The organism is Haladaptatus sp. CMSO5, from assembly GCF_036689885.1.
Classification (GTDB): domain Archaea; phylum Halobacteriota; class Halobacteria; order Halobacteriales; family Halococcaceae; genus QDMS2.
In genome coordinates, this window is record NZ_JBAHVW010000001.1 from 2,051,994 (window position 1) to 2,075,694 (window position 23,701).

At 60.0% G+C, this 23,701-nt stretch carries 19 protein-coding genes; 12 read left to right on the forward strand and 7 right to left on the reverse strand.

The window, feature by feature from the left end:
- Positions 1–62: 62 nt before the first annotated feature.
- A complete protein-coding gene (locus V5N12_RS10765) occupies positions 63–422 on the reverse strand; it encodes a DUF555 domain-containing protein (RefSeq protein ID WP_332899170.1) in 360 nt (119 codons plus the stop codon).
- Between the two features lie 279 nt (positions 423–701).
- On the opposite strand from V5N12_RS10765, the gene V5N12_RS10770 reads away from it, so the two are divergent.
- The 3 genes from V5N12_RS10770 (at position 702) to V5N12_RS10780 (ending at position 2,441) form a co-directional block, all read left to right on the forward strand.
- Positions 702–866, forward strand: a complete 165-nt coding sequence (locus V5N12_RS10770; RefSeq protein ID WP_332899171.1) for a hypothetical protein — start codon at positions 702–704, stop codon at positions 864–866.
- 138 nt (positions 867–1,004) lie between these two features.
- Positions 1,005–1,730: a proteasome subunit beta gene (locus V5N12_RS10775; RefSeq protein ID WP_332899172.1), complete on the forward strand. Its 726-nt coding sequence runs from the start codon at positions 1,005–1,007 to the stop codon at positions 1,728–1,730.
- Between the two features lie 156 nt (positions 1,731–1,886).
- Positions 1,887–2,441, forward strand: coding sequence for a hypothetical protein (locus V5N12_RS10780; protein WP_332899173.1), 555 nt, complete (start codon positions 1,887–1,889; stop codon positions 2,439–2,441).
- A 1-nt stretch (position 2,442) separates the two neighbouring features.
- On the opposite strand, the gene V5N12_RS10785 is transcribed toward V5N12_RS10780, so the two are convergent.
- The gene (locus tag V5N12_RS10785; RefSeq protein WP_332899174.1) at positions 2,443–3,993 is read right to left on the reverse strand and encodes a hypothetical protein; all 1,551 of its coding nucleotides are present in this window, start codon (positions 3,991–3,993) and stop codon (positions 2,443–2,445) included.
- Positions 3,994–4,057: 64 nt separating this feature from the next.
- Positions 4,058–5,884 carry an SLC13 family permease gene (locus V5N12_RS10790; RefSeq protein ID WP_332899175.1) on the reverse strand — a complete coding sequence of 609 codons (1,827 nt, stop codon included), beginning with the start codon at positions 5,882–5,884 and terminating at the stop codon, positions 4,058–4,060.
- Positions 5,885–5,970: 86 nt separating this feature from the next.
- Between V5N12_RS10790 and ligA the strand changes: the two genes are divergently transcribed.
- Both ligA and V5N12_RS10800 read left to right on the forward strand, forming a co-directional pair.
- Positions 5,971–7,620, forward strand: coding sequence for an ATP-dependent DNA ligase LigA (gene ligA, locus V5N12_RS10795; protein WP_332900092.1), 1,650 nt, complete (start codon positions 5,971–5,973; stop codon positions 7,618–7,620).
- Between the two features lie 36 nt (positions 7,621–7,656).
- The gene (locus tag V5N12_RS10800) at positions 7,657–8,358 is read left to right on the forward strand and encodes an MBL fold metallo-hydrolase (RefSeq protein WP_332899176.1); all 702 of its coding nucleotides are present in this window, start codon (positions 7,657–7,659) and stop codon (positions 8,356–8,358) included.
- Between the two features lie 29 nt (positions 8,359–8,387).
- On the opposite strand, the gene V5N12_RS10805 is transcribed toward V5N12_RS10800, so the two are convergent.
- Positions 8,388–9,482, reverse strand: coding sequence for a DNA topoisomerase IV subunit A (locus tag V5N12_RS10805; protein ID WP_332899177.1), 1,095 nt, complete (start codon positions 9,480–9,482; stop codon positions 8,388–8,390).
- Complete coding sequence (locus V5N12_RS10810; RefSeq protein WP_332899178.1) at positions 9,479–11,902, reverse strand: DNA topoisomerase VI subunit B; 2,424 nt, start codon at positions 11,900–11,902, stop codon at positions 9,479–9,481. The genes V5N12_RS10805 and V5N12_RS10810 overlap by 4 nt, the downstream gene beginning before the upstream one ends.
- A gap of 261 nt (positions 11,903–12,163) precedes the next feature.
- Here V5N12_RS10810 and gyrB point away from each other — a divergent pair, with 261 nt between their 5' ends.
- From gyrB to V5N12_RS10830, 4 genes are all read left to right on the forward strand, one after another.
- The gene (gyrB, locus tag V5N12_RS10815; RefSeq protein WP_332899179.1) at positions 12,164–14,080 is read left to right on the forward strand and encodes a DNA topoisomerase (ATP-hydrolyzing) subunit B; all 1,917 of its coding nucleotides are present in this window, start codon (positions 12,164–12,166) and stop codon (positions 14,078–14,080) included.
- Positions 14,081–16,597, forward strand: coding sequence for a DNA gyrase subunit A (gene gyrA, locus V5N12_RS10820; protein ID WP_332899180.1), 2,517 nt, complete (start codon positions 14,081–14,083; stop codon positions 16,595–16,597).
- A 64-nt stretch (positions 16,598–16,661) separates the two neighbouring features.
- Complete coding sequence (gene trpB / locus V5N12_RS10825) at positions 16,662–17,831, forward strand: tryptophan synthase subunit beta (RefSeq protein WP_332899181.1); 1,170 nt, start codon at positions 16,662–16,664, stop codon at positions 17,829–17,831.
- A 212-nt stretch (positions 17,832–18,043) separates the two neighbouring features.
- Positions 18,044–18,535, forward strand: a complete 492-nt coding sequence (locus V5N12_RS10830) for a helix-turn-helix transcriptional regulator (RefSeq protein WP_332899182.1) — start codon at positions 18,044–18,046, stop codon at positions 18,533–18,535.
- A 1-nt stretch (position 18,536) separates the two neighbouring features.
- On the opposite strand, the gene rocF is transcribed toward V5N12_RS10830, so the two are convergent.
- Both rocF and V5N12_RS10840 read right to left on the reverse strand, forming a co-directional pair.
- Positions 18,537–19,457 carry an arginase gene (gene rocF / locus V5N12_RS10835; RefSeq protein ID WP_332899183.1) on the reverse strand — a complete coding sequence of 307 codons (921 nt, stop codon included), beginning with the start codon at positions 19,455–19,457 and terminating at the stop codon, positions 18,537–18,539.
- A 39-nt stretch (positions 19,458–19,496) separates the two neighbouring features.
- Complete coding sequence (locus V5N12_RS10840) at positions 19,497–20,414, reverse strand: NAD-dependent epimerase/dehydratase family protein (protein ID WP_332899184.1); 918 nt, start codon at positions 20,412–20,414, stop codon at positions 19,497–19,499.
- A 167-nt stretch (positions 20,415–20,581) separates the two neighbouring features.
- Here V5N12_RS10840 and V5N12_RS10845 point away from each other — a divergent pair, with 167 nt between their 5' ends.
- The 3 genes from V5N12_RS10845 (at position 20,582) to V5N12_RS10855 (ending at position 23,678) form a co-directional block, all read left to right on the forward strand.
- The gene (locus tag V5N12_RS10845; protein WP_332899185.1) at positions 20,582–21,115 is read left to right on the forward strand and encodes an Rrf2 family transcriptional regulator; all 534 of its coding nucleotides are present in this window, start codon (positions 20,582–20,584) and stop codon (positions 21,113–21,115) included.
- A 136-nt stretch (positions 21,116–21,251) separates the two neighbouring features.
- Positions 21,252–22,409, forward strand: a complete 1,158-nt coding sequence (locus tag V5N12_RS10850; protein ID WP_332899186.1) for an NAD(P)/FAD-dependent oxidoreductase — start codon at positions 21,252–21,254, stop codon at positions 22,407–22,409.
- Positions 22,410–22,679: 270 nt separating this feature from the next.
- Positions 22,680–23,678 (forward strand): SMP-30/gluconolactonase/LRE family protein, encoded by a 999-nt coding sequence (locus V5N12_RS10855; RefSeq protein WP_332899187.1) that lies wholly within the window; start codon positions 22,680–22,682, stop codon positions 23,676–23,678.
- Positions 23,679–23,701 lie beyond the last annotated feature (23 nt).

Below are 23,701 nucleotides of genomic sequence, written 5' to 3' on the forward strand. Positions count from 1 at the left end.
TATGGGTTATACGAAAAACCTTCGGTTGGTCTGGCGATGTTGCTGAAAACGTAGAGCGTCGCTTACTGTTCGTCTTCGGTGTCGAGTTCGAACGTCTCGATGACGTTGAGTGGCACGTCACGGAGTGCGCCACCGACTTCGCTCTTTGCGATGCGCTGGGCGTGCTCGGTGCTGTCTGCGTTGAACACCTTCATCTCGAGAAGGAGGCCAACGAGCGCCGTGTTCGCGGCGATGAACGCGGAGTCGAACGGCTCGTCACAGGCGGGACAGCCGGTGACGCCGACTTCGACTTCAACGTAGTCCATGTCCTTCTGGTTCAGTCGCTTCCCTGCTTCGCTGACCGCGACGCCGATTGCGTCGTCGATCTGCTTTACGTCTCTGACCAACCAGGCGGCTTCCATTGCGACCAAATAATCGCTCATACCCCTACTCAGTCGTCGGGGGGTTTGAAGCGTTGTGATTTCTCTGCGACCCGCGCACGCTACCGAAATTATCGCGATAACTTATGCGTAGGAATGGGATTGCTCATTGCGTGCTGATAGAAATTTCGCCATCGACTGTGGATTTTGTTGTATCGAAATCAAGTTTGATTGAATCGACAGCAGGCGCGCCGGTGTGCGGTGATACCACCCCGCATTTTAGTTCCGACGCGTGGGGAATGCTTATATACACCCCCCTCGGCAGCATCAACTGAAGACGAAATGAACCGCCTGTACCGCGCAACGCTGTTGACCCTGTACCAATTGAGTATCTTCGCTGGAATTCTCCTCTTGCCGCTCGCACTCGGTGCGCGTCGTCTCGGCATCCCGATTCCCATCCACCGCGTCATCGCCCGGCTAGACGAAGCGTATGAAGCCGCAAAATAATCGCTGACGACGACGAAGCGACCAACGCAACTCTTTTTAAGCATTCGGGTCGGAAAGCGACCGCCTAAACCCCCAGCCACCGGGTGATTTCACCCTGAAGAGGTGGTTTTATCAGTACTCGGCAACTAGGAACACGCAATGCGAGACCCAACGATTGGCTCTGAGTTCTCTCGGAACCTAAACCGCTTTGCCCCCCAGGATGCAAACCCGTATGCGTCCTCGTTCGCTTCGATTCCTGAGTTCGACGCCAGCAAAATCGACAACGACATGGTCAACTCCACCGGGACGACGACCATTGGCCTCACGACCGAAGATGGCGTCATCATTGCGACCGACATGCGCGCCTCCCTCGGCGGCCGCTTTGTCTCCAACAAAGACGTCCAGAAGGTCGAACAGATTCACCCGACCGCCGCGCTCACGCTCGTTGGCTCCGTCGGCGGCGCACAGATGCTGATTCGCTCCCTGCGCGCGGAAGCCAACCTCTACCAGTCCCGTCGCGGCGAGGAGATGTCCATGAAGGCACTCTCCACCCTCGCGGGTCACATGTGCCGTGGCCTCCCAACGACGCCAATTCTCGGCGGCGTCGACGACGATGGCCACCACGTCTACAGCATCGACCCAGCAGGCGGCGTCATGAAAGACGACTACACGGTCACCGGCTCCGGCCTGACCGTCGCCTACGGGACGCTCGAACGCCTCTACGAACCCGGTCTCTCGAACGAGGAAGCCATCGGCGTGGCCGCCGCGGGCGTGAAGGCAGCCGTCGAACGCGACACCGGCTCCGGTAACGGTGTCTACATCGCAGAGATAACCCACGACGGCGTCGATATCCACGGGCACAAAGACTTCAACGAAGTCTTATAGAGCGTCGCTGTTTTCGCATCAGCGCTGTTTTCTTACATCGTCGGTTCCCTGAGCGGTAGTTCTCACGAGTACAGGGCCTGAGCGACCACGCGAATTATTATCACCACTGCACGCGAATCCCTGTCACGCATCTCGTCGGGTGTCCGAGGCTTGCCAATGGTTAATTTCGATACGACGTTCATCGTGCTGGTCGTGCTCGTTCCGCTCGCAGTAATACTGGGCAGTATCATCCTCCTTTCGTACACCACAACCCAGTTTTTACAAACACGCGCTGCGGTCACCCACGGGTCGCTCGCTGGTGTGCAAGCGAAACTCGACGTCCTCGAAAGCGCCCGCTACATCAACCACGGCATCATCGTGGACGTGCGCGAACGCACCCGGCGGTCGAAAGAGTGGATTTTCACCGGACCGCCAGTCGAAGGAATTCAGGTCGTGGTCGCCGTCCCGGCAGAGAACGAGACCTACACCAGCCTCTGGTTCAAAACGCCCGACAAACTCGATGGCACCTCGAAATTCGAGCGGTTCCTCGCCTACTGCAAGGTACACCCGAGCGAGGTCGAAGAGCTGCTTGGCAAACAGGTTCCAGTTACGCTGAAAGACGGCGAGTGGCAAACGAATTGGATTGCGGCCTCGCGGCGGCGCGAACCGATCGTTTCGTTTTCGCAGGTCGTCTCCCGACTGTTTGGCGAGGAAGAAGAAGACGTGGTTTAGTTCAGATATCTGCCCACTTCGCAAACGTGCCCTCGATGAGCGTGTCTTTTTGCTTTCGCATGTAGGCCCGTTGCATCCCCGAGAGCGCGTCTGCGAACGACTCGCCGCTTTCGACGCGGTCGGTGACTTCGTCGTGTTTCCACTTCGCTGGCGTCATGCGGTGGCGTGCGCGCATCCGAAGCGGCCAGAGATATTTCGCGGCTTCTTCGTCCGAGAGGCCACGCAGTTTCAGGCCGTCTTTTGCGTGGGCAAAGAGGTCTTCGTACAACTCCTCTAGGTTGGTCGTCTCGCGGCCGTCGTTCGTAATCCACCGCATGTCTGCGTCCAGCCCGTCGCGGACGGCCGCATAGAAGTTCTCCTCTGCGAACTGCCAGTCTAAGTCTGCGACAGGGTGTTCGCGCCGCGGCAGGCTCTCCATCAGCCCGGCGAACATTGCTTGGAAGGCAATGGAGTCGCGGACGGTTGGCTGGGCAGGGATGGGACGGAACTCGATGCGGGCGTTCGCCGCAGACCGCGTTGGGCCGCCAAAGACCGGGCGCACCCACCGCCAGTAGGTGCCGTGTTTCATCCGGAAGTGGGCAAACTTGTCGTCGAAGCGGTCTGAGGCGGAGACGGGCATTGGGACGAGCGTCGAATCTTCGACGATGTTGTCGATGGCTTCCTCAACGCTGTCGATGTCGCGGGGGAACCGAACTTTTCCTTCTTCGCCCGTGGCGGGATTGAGCGCGGTCTCGAACACGCTGATGCGATTTTCCATCCACGCATCGTCGAGAATCTGCTCGGCAGTCGCGTCCTCGTCGTAGAGGTCTACCGGGAAGAACGGCGCGTTCACGCCAAGGGCGAGCACCGGCCCGGCGAACCGAAGCGCATAGCGAAAGTGCTGTGGGAGGTCGCGCGCCTGTGCGACCTGATAGTGCGGTTGAATCGACGTGATGAGGCTCTCTGGCATCACCGTATCCGCTTGCAGCGAGACGTGTGGTGCTTCAAGGCGCATCCCGGCGTCAAGGCCGTCTTTCCGGTTCGCCATCGCGTGATAGCGCACCGAGTCGGACATGTTGGTCGCAATCGTGACGTTGCCGTCGCGGATGCTGTTGGTCAGGTACTCGCGCGCCGACTCACCCTCGGGCGGGATGGTCCACATGCCGTCGCTCACGAGCCGCATTCCTTCTGAGCCAACGCACTCTTGGGCCGTCTGGAGGCGCGCGCGAACCTCTGCCTCCTGGGCGGCGAGGCCGTACTGGTTGAGCGGCTGAGGGCTCGTGGACATCTCTGCGTTGTGGAGCCCGAGTTCCTTCTCGAAGCCGATGAATTCGAGCAGGCGTCGGGGGACGCGCATGAGTTCGCCCGCGCCACCGCCGTCGTCGTGGCGACCTTCGGCGTCTGCGACAGCGTAGAATTCGTATTCGAAGCCGATGATGGCCTGCGGGTTGTCGAACGTGCCTGCTGCGACTTCCTCTTTGATGACCGAAGCGTCTTCCTCCACCCGTGTTTGGAACGCCTCTGCGTCGATTTCGAGGACGTCGTTGACCTGCGCAGCGAGGTCTAAGTCCATAGCGGAGGGTGAGAGGGGGACGACATAAAGTCTCTTGGCCACACGGCGGCTTCGCGAAACGGTATCAAACGCCCCACAACGCGACGATGCCGAGTGTCGTCACGACGGTGAGTAACAGTTGGAGCGGCGCGCCGACCCTGATGTAGTCGATAAATCGGTAGCCACCCGGCGAATATACCATCAGATTCGTCTGGTAGCCAACGGGCGTCATGAACGCCGTCGAGGCGGCGAACGTCACCGCGAGCACGAACGCGAACGGTTCGGCCCCGATTCTGAGCGCAGCATCAACGGCGATTGGCATGGTCAACACCACGCTTGCGACGGGCGTAATCACGTCTGCGAGTAAGCCAGTGAGGAGATAGAACAGTCCGAGAACGACAACCGCTGGGAACACCGCACCATACTCGACGATGATGCTCCCGAGGAACGTCGCTCCGCCCGTTTCCTGCATGGCGAGACCGAGCGGGATGATGCCCGCAAGCAGGAAGATGACCTCCCAGTTCACCGAATCGTAGGCTTCTGCGGGGCGAATAACACCAGTCACGACCATCGCCACGACGCCGCCGAGTGCGGCGATGACGATGGGGAGGAGGTTCAACGCAGCCACAGCGATGACGCCGAAGATGATAGAGAGCGCGAGAGCAACCGCCCTGCGGTCGAGTGGTTCCGGTTCGGTGAGGGCGCTCGTGTGAGCGACCTCCGTGATGAGCAATTCGCCGCGCTCTGCTAACAGTTCGAGCGCCGAATCGGTTGCATGGAGCAAGAAGCCATCCCCTTCCTGCAGTGTCGGCCCAGACAGATGGTCGTGGAATATTTCCTCACCGCGCCGGATGGCGAGCACCGTGGCGGCGTAGCGCTCTCTGAGACGGGCGGTTGCGAGGGTTTGGCCAATCAGCGAGGATTCGGCCGGGATGATGGTCTCCACGAGCGTTCCCGGTCCAGCGGGTGGCGCTAGTTCGAGTTCGGTCACCGGCGCTTTTCGTAACACGCGCAGCGACTCACCGGCGGCAAAGGCGCTTATCGCGTTCTCGTCGCCGCGCACGGTGAGGATGTCGCGCACCTCGATTTCTTGGTCGGTTTCCTCTGCGAGAAACAGCCGGTCGCCGCGCGTTATCTGGAGGACGTCAACGTCGTAGACGCGCTGTGAAAGCGAGTCTTCTATCGTCTCCCCGACGAGCGGCGAACTCTGGCTGACGGTGACCTTGACGAGATAATCGGCTAACTCGAACTCGTCGGTGAGGTCCGCGGCGAGGATGCGCTCTGGGAGAAGATACTGGCCAATCGTCATCAGGTAGATGGCGCCGACCAGCAAGATGAGAATGCCGAGCGGCGTGAACTCGAACATCGAAAACGGGTGGTTGATGAGGTCCGCAGAGAGGTCTGAAGCGACGATGTTCGTCGCCGTCCCGATGAGCGTGAGCGTACCCCCGAGCATCGCCGCGTAGGAAAGTGGAATCAAGAGTTTCGACGGTGAGATCCGACTCTGGTCTGCAAGGTCGGTGACCATCGGGATGAACACGGCGACGACGGGCGTGTTGTTGATGATGCCCGCAATCGGCCCGGTGATGCCGATGGTGGCTGCGAGCAGCTTGGTGCGACTTCCCGCCGTGTACTCGCCCACTCGACGGCCGAGGTGGGTGACGATACCGGTCTGTTCGATGCCCGAAGAGAGAATGTACATGGCGACGATGGTGATGGTCGCCGCGTTCGAGAAGCCCGAAATCGCCTCCTGTGGAGAGATTTGCGTCCACGGCTGGAGAATAACCATGGTCACGAGCAACGCAATCGCGGTGATGTCGGCGGGGAGCCGTTCGGTGACGAACAACACCACCGTGACGGCGATGAGGCCGAACACCACGAGCGCACCGGATGACGGCGGCGGGATTGCCATACCCAGTCCTTCTCATGGCAAGACTATTACCATTGCCCCGACCGTCGTTCGGGGCGTTTATTCTCACAGAGGACAACGTCCCGGCAATGGAGTTCGCCGCGTTCGCCGACCGCGCTCGCGCCATCGAAGCCGAGCCGGCAGACCTAGAAATCGTCTCGCTCGTAACGACCCTCTTTGCGGACGCGGGGGACGACTTAGCGACCATCGCCCGATTCATCCAAGGCCGGGTGTTCCCCGCCCACGATTCGACCACGCTCGACATCGGCCCGCGCCTGCTGTACGAGGCACTCGCCCGTGCGGCCGGACAGAACATCTCCGCCGCCTCGGTCGAAGACCGCCTCGCCGAGATGGGTGAGATTGGCGAGGTAGCCGCGAGCTACGACTTCGGCGGCCAACAGGGCCTCGCCGCCTTTGGGACGGGTGGCACGGACGCACTCACCGTCGCTGAGGTGGACGAAGAATTACGCCGCGTCGCCGCCGCAGACGGCTCGGGCAGCCAAGACCGCAAACTCGACATTCTGTTTGGGTTGTTCAATCGCACCGACCCCGACGAAGCCCGGTATCTCGCCCGGCTCGTTCTCTCTGAGATGCGTATCGGCGTGGGAGAAGGAGCCGTCAGAGACGCCATCGCCGGAGCGTTTGCAGTCGATGTCGATGCTGTCGAACGCGCCTTGCAGGTGTCGAACGACTACGGCCTCGTCGCCGTCACCGCCCGCGATGAGGGCGAAGCCGGACTCGCGGAGCTTACCCTCGAAATCGGCCGCCCCGTCCAAGCGATGCTTGCACAGGCCGGAACCGTCACCGACGCTCTTGAATCGTGGGACGAAGCCGCCGTCGAAGTCAAGTACGACGGCGCGCGCGTTCAGATTCATTACGACGGCGAGGCGGTCACCATCTTCTCGCGGAACATGGAGGAGGTGACCGAGCCGTTGCCGGAAGTCGTGGAGTTCGTCCACGAGAATGTCAATGCGCCCGCCATCCTCGACGGCGAGGTTGTCGCAATTGGTGACGACGGCCGCCCGCTCCCATTTCAGGAAGTGCTCAAGCGCTTTCGCCGAAAGCACGACGTGGCCCGTGCCCGCGAGGAAGTCGAACTCTCACTCTACGTCTTCGACTGCCTGCACGCAGCCGGCGACGACCTGTTAGAAGCGCCACTCACAGAACGCCACGCCCGGCTCACCGACCTGCTCGACGTGGGCGTCTCAGAACTCCACGTCACGGGTGACGCAGACGAAATTGCGACTATTGAGGCTGACGCACTCGAAGACGGCCACGAGGGTATCATGCTCAAAAATCCCGGTTCGACGTACTCCCCCGGCCGTCGTGGGAAAAACTGGCTCAAGCGCAAACCCGACGTTGAAACGCTCGACCTCGTCGTTACCGGCGCGGAATGGGGCGAGGGTCGCCGGGCGAAGTTCCTCGGGACGTTCCTTCTCTCTGCCCGCACGGATTCGGGATACGAAACCATTGGAAAAGTGGCGACGGGCATCACCGACGAGGAACTCGCGGAACTAACGACCCTGCTCGAACCGCACATCGAACAGCAGTCGGGCCAAACGGTCGAAATCCATCCCGAAGTCGTGTTCGAAGTCGGTTACGAGGAGATTCAAACCTCTCCCACCTACTCATCCGGATACGCGCTCAGATTCCCGCGTTTCCTCTCAGTGCGTGAAGACAAGACCGTCGATGACGCAGACTCGTTGGAGCGCGTCGAACGGCTTGCCCAAAATCAGTAAGCCACCTTCTTTGCCGTCGATTTCGAACCTTCGGGTATGACCTTCAGATACGACGGCCTGCTCGTCGATTGGCTCGGCTATGCAACGGTACGTCTCGAAGCAGAAGACGGAACGGTCGTCTACTTCGACCCCGGACGCTACGGCGTTTTAGACGACTACGACGCCCAAGACGGTGACGTCGTCTGCGTGACCCACGCCCACCACTATGACTCAGATGGCATCGAGCGCGTGGCGAAAGAAGATGCGACCGTCGTCATCTTCGAGAACATCAACCACCGATTCATCGACCGCGACGTGATGGACGTGAACCGCCTTCCTTACGAAGTGCGGAAAGTGGACGACGAGTCCGATATCGCGGTCGGTGACGTTATCATTCGCTCCTTTGCTGCCTACAACGACCCCGACGGGCCACACGTCCGGGAAAACGGCGAGCCGTACCACAAGGAGGGGATGGGCGTTGGCTATCTCGTCACTCTCTCCGGCATCAACGTGTTCTGGCCGGGCGACACCGACGTGTTGGAGGGGCACGAGCGCCTCGACGTGTCGCTGTTCCTGCCGCCGATTGGCGGGAGTTTCACGATGGACCGCCACGAAGCCGCCGCGCTCGCAGAAGCACTCGACCCTGACCTCGTCTGCCCGATTCACTACAACACGTTCGAGGCACTCGAAACTGACAGCAAAGCGTTCGCTGGTGATGTGGCGTCGCGGGGAGTTCCCGTCGTACTCGATGAACGCTGAACTGAGAACGGAGAAAAACGGAGACCGGCTTAGATGATATCCATCGCAGAGAGGCGCTCTGGCAGGTAGGTGTCGGTCACGAAGTCAAGCCCGCGCGAGGCGAGTGCCTGCTGTTCTGCCTTCTTGTCGATGTCGAGCTGGAGTTCAATTTGCTCGGTCCAATACTCAGATTGGAAGCGTGGGTCTTCGAGTTCGCTTTCGAGCGCGTTGCGGTCTGAGTCGCTGAGCGGGTCGGTCGGCAGGTCGTATTTCACGATATCTTCTGGTTGGATGCCAACGAACTTCGCGTCGGGCGTGGCCAGATATTTAGAGAGGTGAGCGCTCTTAATCGAGCCGTACGCCACCGAACCGAAGATGCGGTACGACCACGGGTCGCCGTCTGTGAACACCACGACGGGCAGGTCGAGTTCGTTGTGCAGGCGCTTGGTGATGCGGCGGGTCGCCCGCGCTGGCTGCCCCTTCAGGTGGACGACGATGACGTTGTACTCCTCGTCGAAGCCGTTTTCGACCAGTCGGTCGCGCATGCCACCGGTCTCCACACAGAGGATGAAGTCCGCGTCGTGGTCTAAGAACTCGATGGTGTCGGGGTTGTTCGGAATCTGGTAGCCGCCTTCGCCAACGTCCTTCTGGCAGTGGATGTCGCGTTCGCCACGGCGGGTCTGTTCGCGGAGGAACAGCGGGCCCATGAGGGTTGCCCCGGATTCTTCGGGGCGCATGTGAAGGTCTTCACGGGTGACGTTCGAGACGATTTCTAAGTCTTCGATGAGCTGGTTCGATTCGTCCTGGCTGGAGAACTGCGCTTCCTCCTCGTTCCACGATTCAGAGAGGTAGTACAACTCACGAAGGGTGGACGAGCGGTCTTCGTCTAGCTGCTGGGCGAGGAAGTCGATAGTGTAGACGGCTTTGAGCAGTTTGCGCGCTCCGCGGACGCTGTTGGCGCTCCGGGTACTCTTTCGGTCGCCGTACACCCAGACACCGAGGTCGTCGTCATAGACGATGTTGCTCTTCGTCCGGGTCGGAATCTGCATCTTCGGGATGTCGCCCCCGGCGAACTGGTCGTAGAACGATGCGGCGAGGTCGATGAGTTGCTCGCGGGCAACGTCGTCGTTTTTACTTGGACTCATGCGTTTACTGTCAGGCGTTCATTCTCGACCCCGCTCACGCTGAGGTCGAACGATGCGTCTTCGTCTGCCACTTTGTATTTAAGCATGGCGTCGTCCCCCGCGCTCACGTCGGCTTCCCACTTGATGAACCACTCGCCGTCCATTTCAACGACGGTCGCGCCCTTCGAGACGCTCTGTGGCTCTGCGGTGACGATGTCGGTGATTTCGAGGCTCGCGTTCACGTTCGAGTGGTTTTCGACCACTACTTCGACCGTGCCGTCCTCGACGTTTCGCTCGACGAGGACGTTGTTCATGATGCGCGCCATCGAGTCGTCGATGACGAGCGGCGGGCGCTTCGTGACCTCTGAGAGCTTCGTCGCCATCTTCGGGAGGATGGATGCGAGAACGTCCTGTTTGCGCTGGCGCTTCTGGAGTGACCGGCGCTTTTTCAAGTAGGATTTGAGTTCGCGCGCGGCCTCGCGGATGGCGAGTTCGATTTCGTCGTGAATCTCCGGGACGTTCGCGAGCGCGTCTTTCGACTCGCTCGTAAACGGCACGTTGGTCGAAGCGACGTGCACCATGATGACGGCGGGCCCTTTCGGCAGGCCGCTGCCACCGGGTTGGTCTAAGCCGTAATTACGCCAGCCAATGGACTTGGTGACCTCGGTGATGGTACACGCCCCCTGCTGGTAGACGAGCGGGACGCGGTTTGCGAAGCGGAGCAGTTCGACCGTCCCCTCTGCGGGCAGGTCGCCGCCGTAGGCGATACCGGCTTCCACGATGAACGGGTCGCCGCCGTGGACATCAGCGTCGCGGGTCGCAGCCGAGTAGAAGTCCGCGTCGAACTCCTTTTTCAGCCCGGCGAGCAGCAGGTCGTCGGTAATCGGTGAGAGACACGTCGTTGGCGGTGCCATGATGTCGGCTTCGCGCATCCCTTCGAGCAGTTCGCTCGCTGTGTCGCGGTTTCCGGCAACTTCCTTGACTGGTGGGAGGTCCTCAGTGACCGTCTTCATGATGCGCCAGAGTGCGTCTACGATGTTGTTTCGCGCCGTCTCTCCGACGGTCGTGTCTTCGCGCTTTTGGGTCTGTTCTGCGGCACGGTCGACGAACGACCGCAGGGTTTTGAGCGTCGCGCGGTCGCGTTCGTTCTCACCGCCGAATTTGTTCGCAATACGCTCTGAAAGGCTGTAAACGACGGCGTCGTCCTTGCGGCTGGTCGTCGCCTCGTCCACGAGCGAGTAGATGTCTGAAACGCGGTTCGCGGTGAGAACTTCCCACGTGGCGGCGACTGCATTCTTGCGGACGGTTTTGCCGAACGTCGGGTCGAACGAGTCCTCAGTTTCGTCTGCCACGTCTGCGACGACACGTTCGAGGTTGGTGTAAGAGACGCGCTCCATCTGTTCGATTCGAGAGGCAACCGTCTCTGCGAAGGATTCGGTTGGTTTCTCGCCTTTGTTGACGACGGCTTCTGCGATGGCCGCTTCGAGCGTCGTGACGTCTGGATTCTCTTCGGTGCCAAGTTGCACCTCCTCGGTCGCACCCGGCGGCGTCCACGCCATCTCGCGGCCGAAGTGGCGGTCGCGGAAGTTCTCTAAGATGCTTTCTGCTGTCTTCTTCCCGACGCGGGTGAACTCCTCTTGGAGGAATCCGGAGACGGAGTGCGACGCCGTCCCATCGAGCATCTTGAGCAGCGTCCCGAGTTCGACGCCGTGTGGGTGAGGCCGAATCTCTTCGGTCTCTGCGGGGAGTTGGTCGGTCGCGCGCTCGAACTTGAACGTCTCCTCCGGTTCGCGCATCTCGATGCGGGCGTGGGGGTTCACGACCGCGGTGTGTTTGATGTAGCTGTGGAGGTTCGCGCGAGCACGCATGTTGGCTTCCATCTCCAACTCGATGCGCGTGCCGTGTGGGCGGTCCCACGTCGTTTCGCGTTCGGCCTGAATCTCCGGTTCGTTCGTGTCGGTGTCGATGATGAGTTCGAAGTATTTTGCTTCGGCACTGCCTTTCGTCCGACTCGTGATTTTCGCGGGTTTCCCGGAGGTGAGCTGTGAGTAAAGGACGGCCGCAGAGATACCGATACCCTGCTGCCCACGGGACTGTTCGCGCTTGTGGAAGCGCGACCCGTAGAGCAGTTTCCCGAACACCTTCGGGATTTGCTCGCCCGTAATGCCAGGCCCGTTGTCCTCGATGATGAGACGATAGTAGTCTCCCACCTCGGCGATTTCTACGTAGATGTCGGGAAGGAGTCCGGCCTCCTCGGTGGCGTCGAGGGCGTTGTCGACAGCCTCCTTTACAGCAGTGACCAGTCCGCGGGCACCGCTGTCGAATCCGAGCATATGCTTGTTCTTCTCGAAGAACTCAGCGATGGAGATCTCGCGCTGGCTTTGAGCCAGCTCTTCTGCGATCCCCTCGCCCTCGCCGAGTGTCGATTGGAACGAGGTCATTGAGTGGTAGATTAACGTGGGGGCATTAAAACGCCCGCGGTAGTAGAGTGAAAGTGAACGTCGTGTCTGAACTGGAACACGTTTTGGGCCTGTCGCTTATTCAGTGCGACTCCCCGTAGAGAGCACCGCCGTCTCAGGCCGTCTCCACCGGGATTAATTCCCTGACAGATTGCGTGCGAAATCGGAGGACGAAACTCACTTTCGCGCCCGCGCGTGCGAGGGGTTTATGACCCCTGCAACCCAAGCGAGAAACAGATTCTAATGTCCGATGAAGGCGAGTATGGCGCTGGCCAGATTCAAGTCCTCGAAGGGCTCGAAGCCGTTCAAAAACGGCCAGCGATGTACATCGGTTCGACAGATGCCCGTGGGTTACACCACCTGGTCTATGAAGTCGTGGATAACTCCATCGACGAAGCGTTGGCCGGGTACTGTGACACCATCGAAGTCACCATCCACGAAGACAACTCGGTGAGCGTCTCAGACGACGGGCGCGGGATTCCGGTCGACACGCACGCGGAGTACGACCGCCCGGCGCTCGAAGTCATCATGACGGTGCTCCACGCGGGTGGGAAGTTCGACAACAAATCCTACCAGGTGTCCGGTGGCCTCCACGGCGTCGGCGTGAGCGTTGTCAACGCGCTCTCACAAGTCCTCGAAGTCGAGGTCAAACGCGACGGGTCGGTCTGGAGCCAGCGCTACGAGCGCGGCAAGCCCGTCACTGACCTCGAAGAGGTTCGTGAGATGAACCCTGATGAGGAGACGGGAACGACCATCCACTTCTGGCCGGACACCGAGATTTTCGAGACGGGCGAGTACAACTACTCGACGCTCGAAAACCGGCTTCGTGAGCTCGCGTTCCTCAACTCCGGGGTCACGATTACGCTCACAGACGAGCGCAAAGACGGCCGTTCTGAGACGTTCATGTTCGAAGGCGGCATCCGCGAGTTCGTCGAGTTCTTAAACGAGACGAAAACCAACCTCCACAACGACGTCATCTACTACGCCGACGAACAGGACGGCATCCACGTCGAAATCGCCGTCCAAGGCACGGAGGAACTCCAGGAGTCCATCCATGCCTTTGCCAACAACATCAACACCCGCGAGGGTGGTACCCACCTCACCGGCTTTAAAACCGCCCTCACGCGCGTCGTCAACGACTACGCGACGAAAAACAACCTCATCTCCGACCTCGACAACAATCTGAAAGGCAGTGACATCCGTGAGGGTATCACCGCCGTCATCAGCGTCAAACACCCCGACCCGCAGTTCGAGGGGCAGACGAAGACGAAACTCGGCAACAGCGAGGTTCGTGGCATCGTCGAAAGCATCACGCACACGCAACTGTCCACGTTCTTCGAGGAGAATCCGGACACGGCACAGGCCATCGTCATGAAGGCCGTCGAAGCCGCGAAAGCCCGGATGGCCGCCAAAAAGGCAGAGGAACTCACCCGCCGCAAGAACGCACTCGGCTCCGGGTCGCTGCCAGGCAAACTCGCTGACTGCCAGACACGCGACCCAAAGAAGTCAGAGCTGTTCGTGGTGGAGGGTGACTCCGCCGGTGGCTCTGCAAAGCAGGGACGCAACCCCGAGTTCCAGGCCATCCTCCCCCTCCGTGGGAAGATTATCAACGTCGAGAAACACCGCTTAGACCGCATCCTTGAGAACAACGAGATTCGCGCGCTGATTACCGCCATCGGGACGGGCATCGGTGACGAGTTCGACATCGAGGACGCACGCTACCACAAAATCGTCATGATGACGGACGCAGACGTGGACGGCGCGCACATTCGGACGCTCTTGCTCACCTTCCTCTACCGGCACATGCGGCCGCTGCTCGAAGCGGGCTATGTGTACGCCGCCCAGCCGCCACTCTATCGCATCCGGTATAAGGGCGAGACGTACGACGTGATGACTGAAGCAGAACGCGAGAAGGTCGTAGAAGAGAAATGCAACGGGAAAGCCGAGAACGTCCAGCGGTTCAAGGGCCTCGGTGAGATGAACCCCGAACAGCTCTGGCAGACGACGATGAACCCGGAGAACCGCATCTTAAAACGCATCACCATTGAAGACGCTGCCGCCGCAGACCGGATGTTCTCCGTGCTGATGGGCGACTCCGTCGGGCCGCGAAAGAAGTTCATCCAAGACCACGCGAAGAACGCCGAATGGGTTGATATCTAAATGAGTTCTGACGTACCTTCTGACGAGCCTGCAGAGATTCACTCGACCGTCCTCATCGAGGACGAGATGGAACAGTCCTACATCGACTACGCGATGAGCGTCATCGTCGGTCGTGCCCTCCCCTCGGTCGAAGACGGCCTGAAACCCGTCCACCGCCGGATTCTGTACGCGATGCACGAGATGGGGCTGTCGAGTGGGTCTAGCCACCGGAAAGCGTCGAGTATCGTTGGCCAGACGATGGGTAACTATCACCCACACGGCGACAGCGCCATCTACGACGCGCTCGCCCGGATGGCCCAAGACTTCTCGCTTCGCTATCCGCTCATCGACGGGCAGGGGAACTTCGGCTCGATAGACGGCGACCCACCGGCCGCGATGCGGTATACGGAAGCGCGGATGAGTTCCATCGCGGAGGAACTGCTCTCCGATATCGAGAAGGACACGGTTGATTTCTCGGGCAACTACGACGACCGCTTGCAGGAACCGGACGTGCTTCCGTCTGCGATTCCGAACCTCCTGCTCAACGGTTCGTCGGGGATTGCTGTGGGGATGTCGACGAACATCCCACCGCACAATCTGGGCGAGGTCATCGACGCAACCGTCGAACTCATCGACAATCCCGAATCGTCTATCCAGGACTTGATGGAGTACGTTGAAGGGCCGGACTTCCCGACCGGCGCAAACATCGTTGGCCGCCAAGGCATCTACAACGCCTACACGACCGGTCGCGGTCGGCTGCGTGTCCGTGCAGAGTTCGAGGTCGAAGAGAACGAGAAAGGCCGCGACCGCATCATCATCACGGAGATTCCGTATCAGGAGAACAAGTCGCGGCTCATCGAGCGGATTGCGGACAACGTAAACGACGGCACGATAGACGGGATTTCAGACCTCCGCGACGAATCCGACCGCGACGGGATTCGCGTTGTCATCGAACTCAAGCACAACGCGAATACGGATATCGTTCGCAACCAACTGCTCGAACACCACTTGGAGTCCACCTTCGGCGTCATCAACCTCGCGCTGGTCGACGGTCAGCCGCGTGTTCTGACGCTCAAAGAGATGCTCGAACACTACGTCGAGCACCGCAAAGATGTCGTCCGGCGGCGCTCTGAGTTCGAACTCAACGAGGCAGAAGAGCGCGCCCACATCTTAGAGGGGCGGTTGATTGCCTTAGAGAACGTCGAGGAAGTCGTCGAAACTATCCGTAATTCGGAAGACCGCGATGCGGCGAAGACCGGGCTTCAAGCGAATTTCGAACTCTCCGAAAAGCAGTCTGAACACATCGTTCGGATGCAACTCGGGAGCCTCACGTCCCTTGAATCACAAGAAATCGAGACGGAGTACGAGGACGTGCTCGAAACCATCGAGCGCCTCGAAACCATCCTCGGTAACGAAGATGAACTGCTCTCGGTCATCAAGGGCGAACTGCTCGACATCAAAGAGAAGTACGACGACGACCGCCGTACTTCGATTGTCGAGGACTACGGCACGGTCACCCACGAAGACCTCATCCCACAGGAAGACGTGCTCGTCGTCATCACCGAAGACGACTACGTCAAACGCATGCCCGTAGACCGCTTCGACGCCCAAGGTCGCGGCGGGAAAGGCATCATCGGGACGAATCTCAAAGAGGGCGACCAGGTATCGAAGGTGTTCATGGCGAACACCCACGACTACCTCCTCGCCTTTACGAATCAGGGGCAGGTCTACCAGCTCAAGACCTACGAGATTCCGGAAGTCGGCCGGACGGCGCGCGGAAAATCCGCCGTGAACCTGCTCAAACTCGACAAGGGCGAGGAGATTACGGCCGTCGTCAACACCGACGACTTCTCAGAAGAGGAGTTCCTCACCTTCGCCACGAAACACGGCTACGTGAAGCGAACCGGTGCGGACAACTTCACCAACATCCTCTCGACGGGGATTCGCGCCATCCGCTTAGAAGACGGCGACGAACTCGTGGACGTGGAGATTACGGACGGTAAATCCGACCTGCTGATTGCGACGGCAGGCGGCATGTCCATCCGTTTCGAGGAGACGGACGCTCGCGCCATGGGCCGCACCGCCCGCGGGGTCAACGGCATCAAGCTCTCGGGTGACGACACTGTCGCTGGCCTCATCGCCGCGGACGAATCGGCAGACCTCCTCACCGTGACCGAAAACGGCTACGGCAAACGCACGCCAATCAGCAAGTACCGCACCCAATCGCGCTACGGGAAGGGGCTCATCGACATCAAGACCAACGAGCGAAACGGCAAGGTGACCGCCATCAAGTCGGTGACCGACGACGACGACGTGGTCGTGATGAGCGACCTCGGCCAGATTATGCGGACGAACGTCGCCGACATCTCGGAGGTCGGCCGCAACACGATGGGCGTTATCGTGATGCGCCTCTCTGACGGTGATAAGGTGGCGAGCGTGGATGTGATTCCACCGCTCGACGCACGCGAGGGCGCGAAAGACGACGAAGAAAACACGGACGCAGACGAGGAAGCGGAAGAAGTGGAAGCCGACGAGTAAGCCCCCGGCAACCGCTGTCGCCGACCATACATTTTTGTGCACTGTTGTACATTGGCTTGCTACCATGCAACACAACTCGGGAGACAATCCCGGCAAATTCGGCACGTTCGGCGGGCGACACGTTCCAGAGCCGCTCGAAGAACCGCTCGCACAACTGGGAGAGGCATTCGACGAGATTGCGAACTCACCAGAGTTCAGAGCCGAGTTTTACGACTTGCTCACGAAGTACGCGGGTCGGGAGACGCCGTTGTACTACGCCGAAAATCTCTCTGCAGAGTACGGCGCGGACATCTACCTCAAACGCGAAGACCTGCTCCACGGCGGGGCGCACAAAATCAACAACGCGCTCGGGCAGGCGTTGCTCGCAAAGAAGGCGGGGAAGACGCGGCTCATCGCGGAGACGGGCGCGGGCCAACACGGCACGGCGACCGCCATGGTCGGGGCGCTGTTCGGCCTCGAAACCGAGATTTACATGGGGAAAAAGGACGTCGAGCGCCAGAAGATGAACGTCTTCCGGATGCGACTCATGGGCGCGACCGTGAACGAGGTCACCCGCGGCGGGTCGGGACTCGCAGACGCCGTCGACGCTGCGCTCGAAGACTTCGCGGGGAATATGGAAGACACGCACTACCTCGTCGGCTCTGCGGTCGGACCCGACCCCTTCCCGCGGATGGTGCGCGAGTTCCAGTCGGTGATTGGCGAAGAAGCCCGCGCCCAGATTCTCGACCAGACGGGGAGCCTGCCGGATGCGGCGGTCGCCTGCGTCGGCGGCGGGTCGAACGCGATTGGACTGTTTCACGCCTTCCGCGATGATGACGTGCAATTCTACGGCGGCGAGGGCGGCGGTGAAGGCGGCGACTCGAAGCGCCACGCCGCGCCGCTCGCTTCGGGGAAAGACGGCGTCATCCACGGGATGGCCACGCGCGTCATCGAAGACGACGTGGAGGTACACTCGGTCTCTGCCGGACTCGACTATCCGGGCGTCGGCCCCGAACACGCCATGTTCCGGGCGGTTGGTCGGTGTGAGTATCGCGCCATCACCGACGACGAAGCCATCGACGCCTTCCGGACGTTGAGCGAGACGGAGGGAATCATTCCGGCACTCGAAAGCAGTCACGCGCTCGCCCTCGCAAAGCAGGTTGCACCAGACCACGATACCATCATCGTCAACCTGAGCGGGCGCGGCGACAAGGATATGGAGCAGGCCGCCTCGCTGCTCGACCTCGGCGCCTGACCGCACTGGTGTCGAAGCGTCGGCGTGCGTAGAAGGGGAGTTGCATTCCCCGCGAAAATACCGCCCGACTGCGTGCGTTTGTCGAAGATTTTTTCGGTGAAACCTATTATTTTTTGTAGTAGTGTTACGACCAGAGTGACAAGGTACCGCCAGTTTATTCAGGCTCCAATAGGCACCCGGTGCCGGTCGCTGGCAGCCGTACCACCCTAACAATGCCACTGGACAAAAACCGATTTAAAGACCTCTGGGGCGACCTCAATGACGTCCTAGAGGAGTTTATCGAAACGCCCGTTGGTGGTCGCAAGCCAGCCGACGAGGAGCCGAATGTACCTGACGAGACGCAAGAATCAACCGATGGCTCACCTGACTCGCCGCTCGACCAGCTTATCTCGAGTGAATCGAAGTCGAAAGCAGACATCGTCCTCGAAACAGGGATGACACCAGAGGAGCTGCTCGTCGAACTGCTCGGGGAGTACGACGGCCAGATGCGCCAACAGCAAGTCGTCAATGCGACGGGCTGGTCTGAAGCCTCGGTGAGTCGCCTGCTCACGAAGATGGAACAGACAGAGCGAATCACCCGCGTGCAGATTGGCAATGAAAAAGTCGTGTATCTCCCCGACCACATCCCCGAGGCGGCCAAACACCCCTTCCAGCGAATCGCAGACGAAGAAACACCCCGAGACAGAACCGTAAACCGGAGCTAAGCTACAAAATCCGCTTCCCGAGGACGCTTGCGGCAAGTTCGGTGGCGAGTTCTGCTGTTTCGTTGTGTTCGTCGAGAATCGGATTCACTTCGACGATTTCGAGCGAGCGCATGAAGTCGGTTGCCTTGTTTTCTGCGGCCACGATTTCGAGTGCCGCGTGTGCCTCGCGGTAGGTGACCCCGCCGCGAACCGGCGTCCCGACGCCGGGTGCTTCGTTCGGGTCGAGCCAGTCCATATCGAGGCTGACGTGGACGCCATCGACGCCATCGCGGGCAATCTCGACGGCATCTTCGACCACGGCTGAGACGCCACGTTCGTCGATATCGGACATCGTGAACGCGGTGATATCGCTTTCGCGGATGGCCGCTCGCTCTGCGTCATCGACGCTTCTGAGGCCGACGATGACGATGTTTTCCTCACTGACGTTCGGAGCGTGTGCCCAGTCTGCGTCAGCAAATTCGTCGCGGCCGAGCACCGCCGCGAGGGGCATCCCGTGGACGTTTCCACTTGGCGAGGTCGAGGGGGTGTTGAAGTCGCCGTGAGCGTCGAACCAGATGACACCGAGGCTCGCATCCCTCGCGGCACCGGCCATCGTTCCAATCGCAATCGAGTGGTCGCCGCCAAGAACAAGTGGGAACTCGCCTGCGGCGAGCGCCGAGGCAACGTTGTCCGCGAGTCGAGTACACACCGTCGCCGTTTCATCGAGATACTTCGCCTTCCCGTGTTTTGGCTCACCGGCCTCCGGGTCGCGCAGGTGGGCGTGTGGGACGGCGATGTCACCCGCATCGTCACAGGCGACATCGATTGTGGCAAGTCGGTCTACGAGGCCCGCGTATCGAATCGCAGAGGGACCCATATCGACGCCACGTCGGTCTGCACCGAGGTCCATGGGAACCCCGATGAGTCGTGCTGTTTGCTGCATACGAACCACTACACGACATGGCCTGAAAAAAGGAGCCGATTACTGGTACTGCGCGCAGACGAGTTCTAGGCCTTCCTCAAAGGAGATCTCGGGTTCCCAGCCGGTCGCCTCGCGCATTTTCGCGCTGTCGGCCATCGTGTCATGGACGTACACGTCCGCAGGGATGGGGTTCTCGATGTACTCTGGTTCAACGCTCGTTCCAAGCACCTCGTTCAATTTCTCGACGAGCGTGTTAGTGGTGTAGCTCTCGCCCGTGCCAAGGTTGTAGATGCCGTCGAGTTCGTGGTCAGCAGCGAGTTCGAGGCCCCGAACGATGTCAGAGACGTGGGTGAAATCCCGGGTTTGGGTGCCGTCACCGTAGATGACCGGCGCGTCGCCGTGAGCGAGGTCGTCTGCGAACTGCGCGATGAGATTCGCGTATTCGCCCTTGTGTGCTTCTGCGCCACCGTAGCCCTGGTACACTGAGAAAAACCGCATACCAGCCATGTGCATGTCGTAGTGGTGGGAGAAGTACTCGCCGTAGCGTTCCCGAGCGAGTTTCGAGGCTTCATAGCCTGTGCGCGCCGAGACCGGCATCGATTCGGGCGAGGGTTCGGTTCGGTTGCCGTAAATCGAAGAGGTCGAAGCGTACACCACGGTGTCACACCCGTCGAGGCGCGCCTGATTTACGGTGTTGACAAATCCTTCGACGTTGACGCGAGCGCCGGTTACCGGGTCGTCTTCGTGCATCGGATACGAGGAGAGTGCCGCGAGGTGGAACACGACGTCCACGTCGGTTGGGAGGTCGTCGTCGAGAACGCTTGCGTCCACGAATTCGACGGCCGAATCGAGGTTCTCTGGCGTCCCAAGATAACAGTCATCGACGGCAATCACGTCGTTGTCGGTGGCGAGGTGATTGGCGAGGTTCGAGCCGATGAATCCGGCTCCACCAGTCACGAGAACACGCATATCGTTCATTACCACAGCTAGATAGATGTGGGTGCAAAGAGGTACCGGAAACGAGACTTCGACGTCAATCTGTCCCGTCGCCTGCCTGCAATTTCTGTCACTTATCTAGGGCGTATTCGGTCGATTTATCACATACTATCCGCCGCCTTTAAGGAAATCTATCACGAAAGACGCCTATGTCATCAATTGAGCTGACCCCGAGCCAGAAACGCATCCTTTCTGCCCTGATTAACCTCCATCGCCAGACCGAGGACGCAGTAAAGGGCGAAGACATCGCGGCGGAAGTCGACCGGAATCCGGGCACAATTCGCAACCAGATGCAGAGCCTGAAAGCCCTTCAGTTGGTCGAAGGTGTCCCCGGCCCGAAAGGCGGCTACAAGCCAACCGCAAACGCCTACGAGGCCCTCGAAATCCAGGACATGGACCAGCCCGCAGAGGTGCCGCTGTTCCACAACGGTGAGTCCGTAGACGGCGCGAACGTCACCCAAATCAACCTTTCGAGCGTCCACCACCCAGAACTCTGTCGCGCAGAGATTTCGCTTCGCGGCTCCATCCGCGAGTTCCACGAAGGCGACGAGGTCATCGTTGGCCCGACGCCCCTCTCGAAACTCGTCATCGAAGGCGTCGTCGACGGCAAAGACGACACGGACAACGTCCTCATCCTGACGATCGACGACATGAAAGCGCCCGTCGGCGAGCCAAAGAAGTAACCTTCCCACTCTCATTTCAGTTTCTTCGCGGCGAGTGGCGACACGCTGCTAATTGGTGGCAATAATCATTGAAATCGGCCGCGGACGGCGTGACGATTCCAAAGCCTTTGTATCTCAGGACTTCGGAGTTGCCACCATGACCGAGAATATCGTGGTGCTCGGCGCGGGCTACGCCGGCGCAGCCGCGATTCAGAGCCTAGAAGCCGAGGTTGATAACGCAGATATCACCTGGATTTCGAAAGAGGACTACCACCTCGTCCTCCACGAAGTCCACCGTTGCATCCGCGACCCGAGCGTCCGGGACAAGATTTCGCTCCCCATCGCGGACATTAAATCCCCAAGCACGCGCTTCATCAAAGCGGCAGTCGAGTCCGTCGATACCGACGACCGCGAAATCGAGCTCGACGATGGCTCGACCGTCGATTACGACTACCTCGTCGTCGGACTCGGCTCGAAGACGGCCTACTACGGGATCCCGGGCTTAGAAGAAAACTCCCTCACGCTCAAAGGCCTCGAGGACGCCCTCGAAATCCACAACCAAGTGAAAGACGCCGCCCGCGAGGCCTCCCGCAACGACCCCGCCAAAATCGTCATCGGCGGCGCTGGGCTGTCGGGCATCCAGACGGCGGGTGAACTCGCGGAGTTCCGCGACATGCACCGCGCCCCACTCGAAATTTACCTCGTCGAGGCGATGGAGGAAATCTTCCCCGGGCAAGACCCAGAAATCCAAGGTGCCCTCCGCAAGCGCCTCCTCGAAGCCGACATCAACATCCTCACGAACGACCCAATCACCGAAGCCGCAGAGGACACCATCTATTTCGACGAGGGAGAACCCCTCGAGTTCGATGTCTTCGTCTGGACCGGCGGCATCACGGGACAGGACGCCCTCGAAGAGGCGAACGTCGAGAAGAACCACAACCGCGTGAACGCAGACGCGACGTTCCAGACCTCGGACGAGCGCGTGTTCGCCCTCGGTGACTCGGCGATCATCGAACAGCTCAACTCAGAGCGCCCTGCCCCGCCAACCGCACAGGCTGCGTGGCAGGCTGGCGGCGTCATCGGCGAGAACGTCGCTCGCGCCATGAACGGGCAGGCGCTTACCTCGTGGAGCTACAAGGACAAGGGAACAGTCGTCTCCGTCGGCGACGACGCCGTTGCCCACAACGTCATGATGGTGCCAATCGGCACGTTCGGCGGCCCTGCGGCAAAAGTGCTGAAGAAGTCTATCGCTACCCGGTGGATTGCTGACGTGACCTCGGTGGGTCGCGCCGTGTCCGCCTGGGGCGACATGTAGAAGTCGGGATTCAGTTTTTCCACTGCTGTCTTCGAGTCACCGAGAGCAGACGCCGGATTTGTAACTCGTTTCAGGACTGTTCACCGTGATTGCGACCGACACCGGCCGAATGTCATCTCCCGTTGTCTGTCTCGATTAACTGCGGATTACAGTGGTGTGTTTGGCATAACAATGGTACAGACTGGCAACCTATAGGATAGGGACTAGAGGCACACAGGAGCTGACGAGCACCTGACACAGCTCTAGAGCCACAACAAAGGGGTGGAAATTATGACAGAACTCATTTCACGAAGAGCAGTTCTCAGAACAATCGGCATGGGCGGCCTCGTTCTCACAATGGGGTCGGCAAAAGCCGGCGAGTGTGGCGGTGTCGAGATATTGTTGAATTTCGACCCGAACAGCGGACAACTCCCAGAGAACCTCGCGGTCGATAGACGGGGAAACAAGTACATCGGCATGTCATCGCTCGGTGAACTCTGGAAAGTTCCCGCCGATAATACAACTGCATCACCGCTTGCGGCATTCGATATTGGCGCAGGATTCGGCGTGCTTGGCGTGACGGTCACTCCACAGGGAACCGCCTTCGTCTGCTTGTTGACCGGCGTTGGTGAGGGCGACGATTCTGCCGATACCCACGGTATCTGGAAAGTGGAGCGGGATGGAACCAGATCCCTCTTTTCCCCCCTTCCGCCAACCACCTTCCCGAACGACCTCATGCCGTTCAGAGACGGATTCCTCGTCACGGATTCGACTGGCGGTGCAGTCTGGTACGTGACCGAGGGGGCCGCCACCCCCTGGGTCACTTCTGAACTGCTCGAAGGAACCGGATCGTTCGGCTTTGGCTTCCCAATCGGCGCAAACGGCATCGTCCGTGGCAAAGACGGAGCGATTTACGTCGGCGTCGCAGAGCGGGGACACATCGTACGGATTCCGGTTAACCAGGATGGGAGTGCAGGAACACCCGAACTATTCGTCGCAGACGACCGGATTTTTGGGTGTGACGGTATCACCACCGACAACCGCGGAAATCTCTACGTCGCGGTTATCGCGCAGAACACGATTGTCCGGGTGAACACAGACAAGTCGATGAAAACGCTGGCGACCGAGTCTGACGGCCTCGATAGTCCTTCAGACGTGGCGTTCGGAACGTCCGGGAATGAACAGAAATCGCTGTTCATCACCAACTTTGCGCTGCTCAACACGGAGAACCCGATGCCGGGACTTGCAACACTTCGCGTGGGGATTCCCGGGCGGCCCGTGAACGGGTGACCGAGCTGAAAATAGCCGATCGC